The organism is Bradyrhizobium sp. Kon58 (assembly GCF_055807455.1).
In genome coordinates this window covers 130,673-143,647 of the sequence record NZ_JBVVOT010000016.1, presented here as the reverse complement: position 1 = coordinate 143,647, position 12,975 = coordinate 130,673, and the positions used below count along the sequence as shown (strand labels likewise).

At 65.0% G+C, this 12,975-nt stretch carries 14 protein-coding genes and 1 other RNA gene; 9 read left to right on the top strand and 6 right to left on the bottom strand.

What is annotated here, in order from left to right:
• Positions 1 to 117 precede the first annotated feature (117 nt).
• The 5 genes from AC0L20_RS24700 to ffs form a co-directional block, all read right to left on the bottom strand.
• Positions 118 to 555, bottom strand: a complete 438-nt coding sequence (locus AC0L20_RS24700) for a hypothetical protein (protein WP_106941196.1) — start codon at positions 553 to 555, stop codon at positions 118 to 120.
• A 26-nt stretch (positions 556 to 581) separates the two neighbouring features.
• Positions 582 to 1,184 carry a recombination mediator RecR gene (gene recR / locus AC0L20_RS24695; protein WP_473293192.1) on the bottom strand — a complete coding sequence of 201 codons (603 nt, stop codon included), beginning with the start codon at positions 1,182 to 1,184 and terminating at the stop codon, positions 582 to 584.
• 1 nt (position 1,185) lies between these two features.
• Complete coding sequence (locus AC0L20_RS24690) at positions 1,186 to 1,515, bottom strand: YbaB/EbfC family nucleoid-associated protein (RefSeq protein ID WP_007597704.1); 330 nt, start codon at positions 1,513 to 1,515, stop codon at positions 1,186 to 1,188.
• Positions 1,516 to 1,620: 105 nt separating this feature from the next.
• Positions 1,621 to 3,438 (bottom strand): DNA polymerase III subunit gamma/tau, encoded by a 1,818-nt coding sequence (locus AC0L20_RS24685; RefSeq protein ID WP_473293190.1) that lies wholly within the window; start codon positions 3,436 to 3,438, stop codon positions 1,621 to 1,623.
• Between the two features lie 94 nt (positions 3,439 to 3,532).
• An RNA gene (gene ffs, locus AC0L20_RS24680) (signal recognition particle sRNA small type) lies at positions 3,533 to 3,629 on the bottom strand.
• A gap of 193 nt (positions 3,630 to 3,822) precedes the next feature.
• On the opposite strand from ffs, the gene AC0L20_RS24675 reads away from it, so the two are divergent.
• The 9 genes from AC0L20_RS24675 to AC0L20_RS24635 all read left to right on the top strand — a co-directional run bounded on the left by AC0L20_RS24675 (position 3,823) and on the right by AC0L20_RS24635 (position 11,324).
• On the top strand, positions 3,823 to 4,668 hold the full coding sequence (locus AC0L20_RS24675) for a transporter substrate-binding domain-containing protein (protein WP_473293186.1): 846 nt from the start codon (positions 3,823 to 3,825) through the stop codon (positions 4,666 to 4,668).
• A 140-nt stretch (positions 4,669 to 4,808) separates the two neighbouring features.
• Positions 4,809 to 5,471 (top strand): amino acid ABC transporter permease, encoded by a 663-nt coding sequence (locus AC0L20_RS24670; RefSeq protein ID WP_018453014.1) that lies wholly within the window; start codon positions 4,809 to 4,811, stop codon positions 5,469 to 5,471.
• Complete coding sequence (locus AC0L20_RS24665; protein WP_473293182.1) at positions 5,468 to 6,265, top strand: amino acid ABC transporter ATP-binding protein; 798 nt, start codon at positions 5,468 to 5,470, stop codon at positions 6,263 to 6,265. The genes AC0L20_RS24670 and AC0L20_RS24665 overlap by 4 nt, the downstream gene beginning before the upstream one ends.
• Entirely contained in the window at positions 6,265 to 7,020 is a 756-nt protein-coding gene (locus tag AC0L20_RS24660) for an SDR family NAD(P)-dependent oxidoreductase (RefSeq protein WP_473293179.1), read from the top strand. Before AC0L20_RS24665 ends, AC0L20_RS24660 begins: the two co-directional genes overlap by 1 nt.
• The gene (locus tag AC0L20_RS24655; protein WP_473293177.1) at positions 7,017 to 8,144 is read left to right on the top strand and encodes a muconate cycloisomerase family protein; all 1,128 of its coding nucleotides are present in this window, start codon (positions 7,017 to 7,019) and stop codon (positions 8,142 to 8,144) included. Before AC0L20_RS24660 ends, AC0L20_RS24655 begins: the two co-directional genes overlap by 4 nt.
• 271 nt (positions 8,145 to 8,415) lie before the next feature.
• A complete protein-coding gene (locus tag AC0L20_RS24650; RefSeq protein WP_473293174.1) occupies positions 8,416 to 8,835 on the top strand; it encodes an HIT domain-containing protein in 420 nt (139 codons plus the stop codon).
• A gap of 11 nt (positions 8,836 to 8,846) precedes the next feature.
• Positions 8,847 to 9,785 (top strand): NAD(+) diphosphatase, encoded by a 939-nt coding sequence (gene nudC, locus AC0L20_RS24645; protein ID WP_473293170.1) that lies wholly within the window; start codon positions 8,847 to 8,849, stop codon positions 9,783 to 9,785.
• Positions 9,786 to 9,793: 8 nt separating this feature from the next.
• Positions 9,794 to 10,747 carry a sugar kinase gene (locus AC0L20_RS24640; protein ID WP_473293167.1) on the top strand — a complete coding sequence of 318 codons (954 nt, stop codon included), beginning with the start codon at positions 9,794 to 9,796 and terminating at the stop codon, positions 10,745 to 10,747.
• A gap of 67 nt (positions 10,748 to 10,814) precedes the next feature.
• Positions 10,815 to 11,324 (top strand): Lrp/AsnC family transcriptional regulator, encoded by a 510-nt coding sequence (locus AC0L20_RS24635; RefSeq protein ID WP_473293163.1) that lies wholly within the window; start codon positions 10,815 to 10,817, stop codon positions 11,322 to 11,324.
• 133 nt (positions 11,325 to 11,457) lie between these two features.
• Here the strand turns inward: AC0L20_RS24635 and AC0L20_RS24630 are convergent, their stop codons facing one another.
• Positions 11,458 to 12,957, bottom strand: coding sequence for a phosphomannomutase/phosphoglucomutase (locus tag AC0L20_RS24630; RefSeq protein WP_473293160.1), 1,500 nt, complete (start codon positions 12,955 to 12,957; stop codon positions 11,458 to 11,460).
• Between the last annotated feature and the right edge of the window lie 18 nt (positions 12,958 to 12,975).

Here is a 12,975-nt window from a genome sequence, read left to right as displayed (position 1 = left end):
TGCCGTAGGGTGGGCAAAGGCGCGACGCGCCGTGCCCACCATCGCGCTAACAGTTAGAGGAGGTGGTGGGCACGCTTCGCTTTGCCCACCCTACGGCATCCCAATCTGCTGCCCCCCCTACTGCTTCTTGATCAAACTCCACTTCGTGATCACGGCCTCGCTCATCTGGCCGGGGTCGCTGGCGCAGGCGATCTCGTCGACCTTGACCGAGATCTCCTTGCCGGCGAACGTCTTCAACTGTGCGGCCTGCGCGTCGCCGCTGGGAACGAGCTGGAAGGTTTCGGGGCCGGTCTCGAGATTGCACAGTCCGTTCGGCGGCGGCAGCCGGCGCGGCTCGGAGGTGATCTGGTAGGTCGCAACCCGCTTGCCGACGTTCTTGACGTCGCGCACTTTCATCGTGTTCAGCTCGCCCGAGAGCACCTCGCCGGCATTGATCGGCTTGCCGGGCTTCGACGGCGGCGGAGCCCCGTCGTCCTGCTGCGCGGAGATGGCCGGCGTCGCCAGCATCGTCAGCGTCGCGACCAAAGCCCATCGTGTGGCGAAAAGTTTCGTCATGTCGTCCGTTCCGTAAGTCTGGATGGCTAGAACAGGGTGCGCTGCCGCATCGCGGCCGATAGCGTACCTTCATCGAGATAATCAAGCTCGCCGCCGACCGGCACACCATGGGCGAGCCGGGTTACTTTTACGTTGGCGTCCTGAAGCAGGTCGGTGATGTAGTGTGCCGTGGTCTGGCCGTCGACGGTGGCATTCAGCGCCAGGATGACCTCATGCACCTGCGTCTCATGCGCGCGCGCGACCAGCGCCTCGATGGTGAGGTCCTGCGGACCGACGCCGTCGAGCGGCGACAATGTCGCGCCCAGCACGTGATAACGCCCTTGAGTGGCATTGGCCCGCTCCAGCGCCCAGAGATCGGCAACGTCGGCGACGACAACGATGATCGAGGGATCGCGCCTCGGATCGGTGCAGACCGTGCAGGGACTTTGCGTGTCGATGTTGCCGCAGGTCTTGCAGACCTGGACCTTCTCAAGCGCGACCTGCATGGCCGAGGACAGCGGCATCATCAGCGCTTCGCGCTTCTTGATCAGATGCAGCGCCGCGCGCCGCGCCGAGCGCGGGCCGAGGCCCGGCAGCCGCGCGAGAAGCTGGACCAGCCGCTCGATCTCAGGACCCGCAACAGCGCCCATATTACTGGCCGAACAGCCCTGACAGCCCCGGCGGCAGGCCGAGCCCGCCGGTGAGCGACTGCATCTTCTCCTGCATGGCGGCTTCCGCCTTGCGGCGGGCCTCGCCGAACGCGGTGACGAGCAGATCCTCGAGCACCTCGCGCTCTTCCGCCTTCATCAGCGAAGGATCGATCTTGACGCCCTTGACGTCCATTTTCGCGGTCATGCGCACGGCGACGAGACCGCCGCCGGAGATGCCCTCGACCTCGACGTTGGCGAGCTGGTCCTGCATCTCCTGCATCTTGGATTGCAGCTGCTGCGCCTGCTTCATCATGCCGAAAATATCGACCATCGGTGCTGTCCTTGGTTGGCGCGATGGCTCATCGTCGCGCCCTTGGCTGATTGTTTTGAGCATGATCCAGTCGGAAAAGCGCTTCACGCCTTTCCGGACCATGCTCTAGAGATCGTCGCCGTCGGAACCGTCGGGCGGATCGTCACTGCCATAGTCGGCGTTAATATCGGATTCCGGCGCCTCGGGGGCAAGCCTGCGGACCTCGACGACCTTCGCACCCGGAAAACGCGACAGCACCTCCCGCACGCGCGGATCGGCCTCGGCGGTACGCGCATGTTCCTGCTTGGCCGCCTGGCTCACCGAGCGCAGCGTCGGCTGGCCCGGCTCGTTGGAGACGATCACGGTCCAGCGGCGCCCGGTCCAGAGCTCGAATTTGCGCGCGAGATCGGAAATCATGGTCTTGGAGGCGTTGGGCTCGAGCGCGACTTCCAGCCGGCCCTCCTCGAAACGAACGAGGCGCATGTCGCCTTCGAGCGCGCCCTTGGTCAGGAGGTCGCGCTTCTGCCCGGCGAGCGCAACGAGCTGTGTGAAGCTCGTGACCCGCAACACGGGCGCGGCAGCTTGCGGATCCGGCGCGGGCGCTGCCATCTGCGGACGGGCACCACCGCCGCCGAAGGAGGACGGTGACGATGTCGGCATGCGAACTGGCGCTGCGGACGCCGCCGGTCCGGCCGGCGCGTTGCGCGCGGCACTGCCACCGCTCACGACCGGCGAACCGCCGCCGTTCTGCTCCAGCATCTTGATCGCTTCGTCCGGCGTCGGCAGGTCGGCGACATAGGCGATGCGCACCAGCACCATCTCGGCGGCCGCGGCGGGCCGCGTCGCGGCCTGCACCTCGGTGATGCCCTTGAGCAGCATCTGCCACATCCGCGACAGCACGCGCATCGAGATCTTCGAGGCGAAATCCCGCGCGCGCACGCGCTCGGTCTCGCCATAGGCGACGTTGTCGGCGGTCGCCGGCACGATCTTCACGCGGGTGACGAAATTGACGAATTCGGCGAGATCGGAGAGCACCACGATCGGATCGGCGCCGACGTCGTACTGGTCACGGAACTCCTTGAATGCGGACGCGATGTCGCCACGCGCCAGAGAATCGAAAAGATCGATGACACGGGTGCGGTCGGCGAGCCCCAGCATCTGCCTGACGGCATCGGCCTTCACGGTGCCCGCCGCATGCGCGATCGCCTGATCGAGCAGCGAGAGCGAATCGCGCACCGAGCCTTCCGCGGCGCGCGCGATGATGCCGAGCGCTTCGGGCTCGATCTCGACGTTTTCCTTGGCCGCGATGTTGGCGAGATGCTTCATCAGCACGTCGGCCTCGACGCGGCGCAGGTCAAAACGCTGGCAGCGCGACAGCACGGTCACCGGAACCTTGCGGATCTCTGTCGTGGCGAACACGAACTTGGCGTGCTCCGGCGGTTCCTCCAGCGTCTTCAGGAAGGCGTTGAACGCCGCCGTCGACAGCATGTGGACTTCGTCGATGATGTAGACCTTGTAGCGGGCACTGGCCGGCGCGTAGCGGACGCTGTCGTTGATCTGGCGAACGTCGTCGACGCCGGTATGCGAGGCCGCGTCCATCTCCAGCACGTCCATGTGCCGGCTTTCCATGATCGCCTGGCAATGCACGCCGAGCGTCGGCATCTGGACCGTCGGGCCCTTCACCGAGCCATCCGGCATCTCATAGTTGAGCGCACGGGCAAGAATGCGCGCGGTGGTGGTCTTGCCGACCCCGCGGACGCCGGTGAGAATCCAGGCCTGCGGAATGCGGCCAGTCTCGAACGCATTGGAGACGGTGCGGACCACGGCCTCCTGGCCGATCAGATCGTCGAAGCTGGAGGGACGGTATTTCCGCGCCAGCACCCGGTAGGGCGTGCTGGCCTGGCCGGCGCTGTCAGGGTTGGGAGGGGCGCCAGCGTCGGTCATCGGTCGATCCGCAATGAAGTGTCTTTCGGCCGGCTTTGCGGAAAGGAGCGCGCTGGCGGCCCGAGCCGCCGGCGCAATTCGCTCGGAAAAACAGGTAGGAGACTGACGAGCGACCCGATCCGGACCTCGTTAGGGCTGCTTCCTTCCGGACCTGACCCGGTTGGCGAGTGGCTCGTCCACCGCCAATCTCCCGGTCCCTATTTGGGGCCAAAAGGACCGGAAAGCAAGCGGGTATCAGCTTGAACGGGCTGAGCTTCATTGTGGGTTGCCCAGCATCCGGGCAATTCCCGGCCTGCCCAGCCGATAGGCTGTGCTTTCACTGCCGGAGGCGCCTTGGTAAGAACGCTGCCGGAACTCCTTCCAACAGAAAAGCGATTGATCCCAATGGTTACACGTCGTGATGTTGCATCGATTGTCGGACTTGGCGCGATTGGCGCGGCGACGCTGGCCTCCCCGGCCGTGGCGCAGACCGCCGATACCAACGAATCGACCTTCGCCCGCATCCGCCGCACCAAGAAGATGCGGATCGGCGCGGTCGGCGGCGGCGCGCCCTATTACATGAAGGATCTTTCGACCGGCCAGTGGAAGGGCTTTTACGTCGACATCGCCAAGGCGCTTGCCGAGGACATGGAGGCCGAGCTCGAGATCACCGAGACCACTTGGGGCAATTCGGTGCTCGACCTGCAATCCAACAAGATCGACATCTTCTTCGGCCTCAACCCGACCCCGAAGCGCGCGCTGGTGGTCGACTTCTCGGTGCCGGTCTTCAACAACGCCTTCGGCATCCTCTGCAAGAAGGACTTCAAGCCGAAGAGCTGGGCCGAGCTGAACTCGGCCGACGTCAAGATCGCGGTCGACCAGGGCTCCTCACACGACCAGGTCGTCAGCCGCCTGACGCCGAAGGCGCAGATCTCGCGGCTGAAGACCGCCGATGACGCCACCGCCGCGCTGCAGACCGGCCGCGTCGACGCACAGTGCCTGATCACCATGCTGTCGCTGACCGTGCTGAAGAAGAATCCCTCGCTCGGCCAGTTCGTGCTGCCGACGCCGATCTTCGCCACCACCTCGAATGCCGGTTTCCGCCGCGAGACCGACAAGACCTGGCGCGATTACGTCAACACCTGGATCGATTTCAACAAAGGCCTCGGCTTTATCCGCAACGCGATCATCACCAACATGGAGCTGGTGGGCGTGACCGAGGCGGACATCCCGCCGGGCGTTTCGTTGTAAGGTGTGATGAGCGCCTGAGTCTCCGCACGTCATGGCCGGGCTTGTCCCGGCCATCCACGTCTGACCCGCGCCACCAAGAACGTGGATGCCCGGGACAAGCCCGGGCATGACGACAAGTTTCGGGTATGAGTTAAGCACGCATGTATCAGTGGGACTTCGGCATCCTCTGGAGCTATCGCTGGCTCTTTCTCAACGGGCTCGGCGTTACCGTTGGCTTTACCGTGGTCATCGTGGTGCTCGGCCTCGTCTTCGGTCTGTTCGGCGCATTCGGCACCCTGTCGCGCTTTCGCGCGGTGCGCCTGCTCGCGCTCACCTTCATCGAGGCGTTCCGCTGCACGCCGATCCTGGTGCAGCTGATCTGGTTCTATTACGCGCTGCCGATCCTGGCGGGTGTCGAGATGACGCCGATCACGGCTTCCGCACTGGCGCTGTCGCTCTATGGCGGCTCGTTCTATTCGGAGATCATCCGCGGCGGCATCATCTCGATCGATCGCGGCCAGTCCGAAGCCGGCGCCGCGCTCGGCATGACGCCGGGCCAGAGCATGCGGCGCATCGTGCTGCCGCAGGCGATCAAGCGCATGATCCCGGCGCTGATGAACCAGTCGATCATCCAGTTCAAGAACACCTCGCTGGTCTCGGTGCTGGCGGTGCCGGACCTCGTCTATCAAAGTCAGGTCGCCGCACATGACAGCTATCGTCCGCTGGAAACCTATACCGCCGTCGCGGTCGCTTATGCGGCAATCCTGATTCCGCTGACCATCATGGTCCGGCGCGGCGAGAAGCGACTGGCGGTCGGCGAATGAGCGAGACCTCTTCCAAGATCGAGATCCGGGCGCTGCGCAAAAGCTTTGGCAGCAACGAGGTTTTGAAGAGTATCAGCCTCGACGTCGCCAAGGGCGGCGTCGTGGCGCTGATCGGCCCATCCGGCTCCGGCAAGTCGACGCTGCTCCGCTGCATCAACCTCCTGGTGACGCCCGACGGCGGCAGCGTCCGCGTTGGCGACACGAGCTTTTCGTTCGGCGAGGGTACGAAGCTTCCCGATGTGAAGACGCTGGCAAGATTCCGCGCCACCACCGGCATGGTGTTCCAGCATTTCAATCTGTTCCCGCACATGACGACGCTCCAGAACGTGATGGAGGGGCCGGTCACCGTGCGGCGCATGGCCAAGGCTGACGCCGAGAAGCTGGCACGCGCCCAACTCGCGAAGGTGGGCCTTGCAGAGAAGGCCGACCAATACCCGGCAACGCTCTCCGGCGGACAGAAGCAGCGCGTCGCGATTGCACGGGCGCTCGCGATGGAGCCAGACGTGATGCTGTTCGACGAGGCTACTTCCGCGCTCGATCCCGAGCTCGTCGGCGAAGTCCTCGCCGTGATCCAGCAGCTGGCATCCGAGGGCATGACCATGGTGATCGTGACCCATGAGATCGCCTTTGCCCGCGAAGTCGCCGACCGCCTGATTTTCATGCGCGACGGCGTCGTGGTCGAGGAAGGCCCGGCGCGGCAGGTGATCGACAATCCGCAAGAAGCCACGACGCGCGCCTTCCTCAGCCATTTCCACCGCACCGGCGCATTGCCGCCGACCAACGCAGTACCGTGATGCCTGAAATCAACCGCGTCTATCTTGTCACCGGTGCCGCCAGCGGCATCGGTCGCGCCACTGCAAAACTGCTCGCGGGGCCCGGCACTGCGCTGCTGCTGCACACGCGCTCCAACGCAGCCGGCCTCGATGCCACCGCGGCGGAAGCCGAAGCGCAAGGCGCGATCGTCGCGAAATGCCTCGGCGATCTCGCCGAGGAGGCCGCGGTCACCGACGCCGTCGCCGCTACGCAAAGCGCCTTCGGCCGACTCCATGGATTGATCCTGGTCGGCGGCCATGCCCGACGCGGCAGCGCGATCGGCACGCCGGCGGATCAGTTCCGCAAGGCGATGGACGAATCGGCGCTGGCGTTCACGCGGTTGGTGGACGCCGCGCTTCCGCTGCTGCGTGCAGGGCGAGATTCGCGGATCGTGGCGGTGTCGTCCTTCGTCGCGCACGCGATCCGGCCCGAGTTCGCGCCCTTCGCAGCGACGGCCGCGAGCCGCTCCGCGCTCGAAGCGCTGGTGCGCCTCACCGCAATCGAGCTCGCCAAGGAGGGCATCACAGTCAACGCCGTCGCGCCAGGCCTCATCGTCAAGGACAAGCCCAGCGAAAGCCGGCTGTCACCCGAGCAGATCGCCGCGACCGAGGCGCTGATCCCGATGGGCCGCCGCGGGCGGCCGGAGGAAGTCGCCGAGATCATCGCCTTCCTGGCATCGCGATCCGCATCCTACGTCACCGGCCAGGTCTGGCACGTCAATGGAGGCCTGACATGACCGAAGCAACCGTCGAACGCATCAGGCTGTTCCTGATCGAGAGCCCGATCAAGATGGCGCGCCTGCAAGGCGTCGGTAACGTCAAGGGCACGGTGAAGCGCGTGCTGATCGAGCTCACTTCCAGCGACGGCGTGATCGGCTGGGGCGAGGCCGCACCGTGGGAAGTGTTCACGGGAACGCCGGAAGCGGCCTTCTCCGCGCTCGACATCTATTTGCGGCCGATCGTGCTCGGCAAGCCGGTGCGCCGCATCCGCGCGCTGATGGCCGAGCTCGATCGCGCGCTGGTCGGACATGCCGAAGCCAAGGTCGGCATCGAAATGGCGCTGCTCGACATCGTCGGCAAATCGTCGGGACTCTCGGTCGCCGACCTGCTCGGCGGCCGCGTGCGCGACACGATCCCGCTGTCGTTCTCGATCGCCGATCCGGATTTCGCCGCCGATCTCGAACGCATGCGGAAAATGGTTCCGGACGGCAATGTCATCTACAAGGTCAAGACCGGCGTGAAGCCGCATCGCGAAGATCTCGATCATCTCGCGGCGATCCGCAACGAGTTCGGCGACAAGGTCGATCTTCGCGTCGATTACAACCAGGCGCTGGCGCCGTTCGGCGCCATCAAGATCCTGCGCGACGTCGAGCAGTTTGCGCCGACCTTCATCGAGCAGCCGGTGCCGCGCAAATTTCTCGACGTGATGGCGCAGCTCACCGCGGCGCTTGAGACGCCCGTGCTCGCCGACGAAAGCTGCTTCGACCGCCGCGACATGATGGAGGTGGTGCGCCGCGAGGCGGCAGATGCCGTCTCGATCAAGCTGATGAAGGCCGGTGGCCTGTTCGAGGCGCAGGCGATCATGGCGATCGCCGACATCGCCGGCCTGCCCGGCTATGGCGGCACGCTGTGGGAGGGTGGCATCGCGCTCGCCGCCGGCACGCAGCTGATCGCGGCGACGCCGGGAATCTCGCTCGGCTGCGAATTCTACATGCCGCATCACGTGCTGACCGAGGACGTGCTGGAAGAGCGCGTCGCCAACCGCGGCGGCCACGTCGTGGTGCCCGACGGCCCCGGTCTCGGCATCCGCGTCAGCGAAGCCTCGGTCCGCGCCAATGCGCGGGTGCTGGCGGAGGCCTAAGCCCCCACCGTCGTCCTGGCGAAAGCCAGGACCCATTACCCCAAGGAGAAGTTTGTGGCACGAAGTCGGTAACCCCGAATCTTCGCCAAACCCAATCCTGTGGTAATGGGTCCTGGATCTGCGCTGCGCTTGTCCAGGACGACGATCGCGTATGCCGCCTCTGCGGAGCGCCATCCTTCCCCAATCAGATTCCGTATCGTATGGTCGGCGCAAATATTCAGGGGTTCCGCCCCGCCATGCCCGATTCCCAATGGGCCATCCGGAAACCTTCATGTCCGAACCCGCCTGGTCGCTGCACTCCCGCCTGAAAGAGGACACCATCGACATCGGCGATTTGCCGCTGTCCAAGGTGCTGGTCATCAAGGACGCGCATTATCCCTGGCTGCTGCTGGTGCCGCGGCGCGCCGATGCGGTCGAGATCATCGATCTCGACGAGGTGCAGCAGGCGCAGTTGATGACGGAGATCTCCCGCGTCTCGCGCGCGCTGAAGGAGATCACCGGATGCGACAAGCTTAACATCGCGGCACTCGGCAACCTCGTGCCGCAGCTTCACGTCCACGTCATCGCGCGCCGCACCAGTGATGCCGCCTGGCCGCGGCCGGTCTGGGGCGTGATGCAGCCCTTGGCGCACGACGCTACCGAGGTGCAGAGTTTCATCAGCGCGCTTCGCCGCAAGATCTGGTTGGGTTGAAAGAACAAGACATGTCAGCATTCGACTCGTTTCCGCTGGGGCAGCCGGCCTTCGTCACCAACATTCTCGACCGTGCCGCGCATCTGCGCCGCGATGACGAAAAGCTGTTTGCGCTGGAGCAGAAGCCGACCTCGCGCGCCTATGTCGTCTATCGCGACTCGCTGCTGGTGAAGCGCGACGGTGACAAGGTGCGCGCGCTGCTCGGAATCGACGAGGCGCTGAAATGTGGCGCCAATCCCGGCACGATCTTCTTAGGCTTGCGCGACGGCGCCGCGATGTTCGGGATGGGCCTGTCGCAGGCCGCGTCCGAGAAGCTGATCGGGCGCGAGGACTACGCCCTCAGTGAGCTGCGCGGCATGGCGATGCAGGGCGCGGTGCCGCCGCAGGAGCTGTCGGCGATCGCGATGGCGAAGTCGATGGTGAGCTGGCATCAGCGCCACGGCTATTGCGCCAATTGCGGCACGCGTACCGGGATGAAGGAAGGCGGCTGGAAGCGGGAGTGCCCCAGTTGCAAGGCCGAGCACTTTCCGCGCACCGATCCCGTCGTGATCATGCACGTCGCCTCCGGCGAAAAGTGTCTGCTCGGCCGCCAGAAGCAGTTTCCGCCGGGCATGTATTCCTGCCTCGCCGGTTTCGTCGAGGCCGCCGAGACCATCGAGGACGCTGTGCGCCGCGAGATCCTCGAAGAATCCGGGATCCGCTGCACCGACGTGCAATATTATATGACCCAGCCCTGGCCCTATCCGTCGTCGCTGATGATCGGGTGCAGCGCGCGGGCCGTGAGCGAGGACATCGTCGTCGATCACTCCGAGCTCGAGGATGCGCGCTGGTTCACGCGCGAGGAGGCCGCCCTGATGCTGATGCGGACGCATCCCGACGGGCTCGCCGGCCCGCATCCATTTGCGATTGCGCATCATTTGCTCGGCCGCTGGGTGCACGACAAGAGCTGAGACCGCCGATGGCGCACTCTGTGATCGCGCCGCGCATCCTTTGCATCGGCATTCCCGTGCGCGACCTGACGTTTCGGGTCGAGGCCGTGCCCGCGCGCGGCAGCAAGGCCAACGCCACGCATCTCGCGGAGATTTGCGGCGGCAATGCGCTCAATGCCGCAATCGCGATCGCGCGGCTTGGCGGCCGCGTCGCGTTCGCAGGTCCGATGGGCGATGCGCAGGAAACGTCGAGCGGCTTCATTCTCGAGCGCATGACATCCGAAAATATCGACACAAGCCATATTGTGCGCATACCTGATGCGACCACGCCCGTGTCTGCCATCATCATTGACGCGACGGGCGAGCGAACGCTCACGATCTATCGCGATCCGGCCCTTTGGACAGTCGAGCTGCCCGACGCCGACAAGCTGCTCGCCGATTGTCGGGCGGTCCTCGTCGAGAGCCGCTGCGCATCGTTCTGCACGGATCTCTGCACTGAGGCACGCCGGCGCGGCATTGCCGTCATCGTCGGCGTCGATCGCGCGATGTCGTTGCAGGACGGCCTGCTCACGGCCGCCTCGCACCTGCTGTTCGCCAGCGAACAGGTGCAGGAGACCGCCGGCATCGCCGATGACGGCGAGGCGTTGCAGCGCCTTGCCGGGCTGACACCAGCCTTCCTCGCCGCCACCCGCGGCCCGCGTGGCACGATCTGGCTGAACGAGAGCGGCGAGCTGGAGCAGACGCCGGCCGTCCCGGTTCAGGTCGTCGATACGCTCGGCGCCGGCGACGTCTTCCATGGCGCCTTCACGCTTCGCCTCGCCGAAGGCGGCGGCGTGCGGGAGGCGCTGCAATTCGCCGCGGCCGCCGCAGCGCTGAAATGCACCCGTCACGGCGGCGGCCTGGCCGCTCCGCAACGCGTTGAAGTTGAAGAGCTTTTGCGGGGCGGGCAGCAGAGGGATTCCACTGATGCGGCGAGAATATAGGCTTGCTGTGGAAAGATTTTCTCTATATCAGTGAAATCAGCCCTTGATATGGAACAAAGTTCTTCAAATGACCGATCTCGCCGTCCCGCTCCCCGAGACCAGCCGCCGCCTCGACGCCATCGACCGCAAGATTCTGATGGTGCTCCAGGATGATGCCTCCCTCTCCGTCGCCGAGATCGGCGACCGCGTCGGCCTGTCCTCGACCCCCTGCTGGAAGCGCATCCAGCGCCTGGAGGCCGATGGCGTGATCACCAAGCGGGTGGCGCTGGTCGACCAGAACAAGATCGGCCTCGGCATCTCCGTGTTCGTGTCGGTCGAGAGCTCCGACCATTCCGACGCCTGGCTCAAGAAGTTCGCCGACGCCGTCAGCGCCATGCCCGAGGTGATGGAGTTCTATCGCATGGCCGGCGACGTCGACTACATGCTGCGCGTCGTCGTCGCGGACATGCAGGCCTATGACGTGTTCTACAAAAAGCTGATCAGCGCCGTGCCGCTGAAGAACGTCACCTCGCGCTTCGCGATGGAGAAGATCAAGTCGGTCACCGCGCTGCCGATCCCGCCGGTGGTGGCGGCTTAAGGTTTACTCGCTGGCGCGGACTTTATCGGTCATCGTCATGGCCGGGCTTGTCCCGGCCACCCACGCGTATCGACACAGCGAGAAGAACGTGGATGCCCGGGACAAGCCCGGGCATGACGGCCGGAGTTGCACCTCAGATCTTCTGATTGTACTCGCCGACTTCGGGATGGGTGCGCAGCACGCTGTTCACCATCTCGAACATGTCGTGCATGCGCTGCTCGGAGACCGGGCTCTCGACCACGACGACGAGCTCGGGCTTGTTGGAGGAGGCGCGCACCAGGCCCCAGCTGCCGTCCTCGACCGTGACGCGGACGCCGTTGACGGTGACGAGATCGCGGATCGACTGGCCGCCGATCTTGGCGCCCTTGGCCTGCAAGGCCTCGAAGTGCTTCACCACCTTGTCGATGACGCCGTATTTGACCTCGTCGGCGCAATGCGGCGACATGGTCGGCGACGACCAGGTCTTCGGCAGCGCATTCTTGAGATCGGCCATCGACTTGCCGGGGGCGCGATCGAGCATGTCGCAGATCGCGAGCGCCGACACCAGACCGTCGTCGTAGCCGCGTCCATAGGGCTTGTTGAAGAAGAAGTGGCCGGACTTCTCGAAGCCGGCGAGCGCACCCGTCTCATGGGTGCGGCGCTTCATGTAGGAATGGCCGGTCTTCCAATAGGTGGTTTTCGCGCCCTGCTTCTGCAGCACCGGATCGGTGATGAACAGGCCGGTCGACTTCACGTCGACGATGAACTGCGCGTCCTTGTGGATCGCCGACATGTCGCGCGCCAGCATCACGCCGACCTTGTCGGCAAAGATCTCCTCGCCGGTGTTGTCGACCACGCCGCAGCGATCGCCGTCACCGTCGAAGCCGAGACCGACATCGGCCTTGTGCTGCAGCACCGCGTCGCGGATCGCGTGCAGCATCTCCATGTCTTCAGGGTTCGGATTGTATTTCGGGAAGGTATGGTCGAGCTCGGTGTCGAGCGGGATCACCTCGCAGCCGATCGCCTCCAGCACCTGCGGCGCGAATGCGCCGGCGGTGCCGTTGCCGCAGGCCGCGACGACCTTGAGCTTGCGCTTGAGCTTCGGACGGCTGGTGAGATCGGCGATGTAGCGCGCCGGATAATTCTCGTGGAATTGATAGGAGCCGCCGGCCTTGTTCTTGAACTCGGCGCCCAGCACAATCTCCTTCAACCGCGTCATCTCGTCGGGGCCGAAGGTCAGCGGGCGGTTGGCGCCCATCTTCACGCCGGTCCAGCCATTGTCGTTGTGCGAGGCCGTGACCATGGCGCAGCAGGGCACGTCGAGGTCGAACTGCGCGAAATAGGCCATCGGCGTCACCGCGAGCCCGATGTCGTGCACCTTGCAGCCTGCTGCCATCAGGCCGGAAATCAGCGCATATTTGATCGAGGCCGAATAGCCGCGGAAATCATGACCGGTGACGATCTCCTGGCTGACGCCGAGCTCCGCGATCAGCGCGCCCAGCCCCATGCCGAGCGCCTGGATTCCCATCAGGTTGATTTCCTTCTGGAACAGCCAGCGCGCGTCGTATTCGCGAAAGCCCGTGGCCTTCACCATCGGCTCGGATTCGAAGGCATAGGTGTTGGGCAGCAACACGGATTTCGGCTTGGGGAACATTGAGGCGGTCTCGTGAAA

What these genes read in the sequence shown, in the direction of transcription:
- AC0L20_RS24700 (WP_106941196.1), bottom strand. Translation starts at nt 555, where the DNA reads ATGACGAAACTTTTCGCCACACGATGGGCTTTGGTCGCGACGCTGACG.
- recR (WP_473293192.1), bottom strand. Translation starts at nt 1,184, where the DNA reads ATGGGCGCTGTTGCGGGTCCTGAGATCGAGCGGCTGGTCCAGCTTCTC.
- AC0L20_RS24690 (WP_007597704.1), bottom strand. Translation starts at nt 1,515, where the DNA reads ATGGTCGATATTTTCGGCATGATGAAGCAGGCGCAGCAGCTGCAATCC.
- AC0L20_RS24685 (WP_473293190.1), bottom strand. Translation starts at nt 3,438, where the DNA reads ATGACCGACGCTGGCGCCCCTCCCAACCCTGACAGCGCCGGCCAGGCC.
- AC0L20_RS24675 (WP_473293186.1), top strand. Translation starts at nt 3,823, where the DNA reads ATGGTTACACGTCGTGATGTTGCATCGATTGTCGGACTTGGCGCGATT.
- AC0L20_RS24670 (WP_018453014.1), top strand. Translation starts at nt 4,809, where the DNA reads ATGTATCAGTGGGACTTCGGCATCCTCTGGAGCTATCGCTGGCTCTTT.
- AC0L20_RS24665 (WP_473293182.1), top strand. Translation starts at nt 5,468, where the DNA reads ATGAGCGAGACCTCTTCCAAGATCGAGATCCGGGCGCTGCGCAAAAGC.
- AC0L20_RS24660 (WP_473293179.1), top strand. Translation starts at nt 6,265, where the DNA reads ATGCCTGAAATCAACCGCGTCTATCTTGTCACCGGTGCCGCCAGCGGC.
- AC0L20_RS24655 (WP_473293177.1), top strand. Translation starts at nt 7,017, where the DNA reads ATGACCGAAGCAACCGTCGAACGCATCAGGCTGTTCCTGATCGAGAGC.
- AC0L20_RS24650 (WP_473293174.1), top strand. Translation starts at nt 8,416, where the DNA reads ATGTCCGAACCCGCCTGGTCGCTGCACTCCCGCCTGAAAGAGGACACC.
- nudC (WP_473293170.1), top strand. Translation starts at nt 8,847, where the DNA reads ATGTCAGCATTCGACTCGTTTCCGCTGGGGCAGCCGGCCTTCGTCACC.
- AC0L20_RS24640 (WP_473293167.1), top strand. Translation starts at nt 9,794, where the DNA reads ATGGCGCACTCTGTGATCGCGCCGCGCATCCTTTGCATCGGCATTCCC.
- AC0L20_RS24635 (WP_473293163.1), top strand. Translation starts at nt 10,815, where the DNA reads ATGACCGATCTCGCCGTCCCGCTCCCCGAGACCAGCCGCCGCCTCGAC.
- AC0L20_RS24630 (WP_473293160.1), bottom strand. Translation starts at nt 12,957, where the DNA reads ATGTTCCCCAAGCCGAAATCCGTGTTGCTGCCCAACACCTATGCCTTC.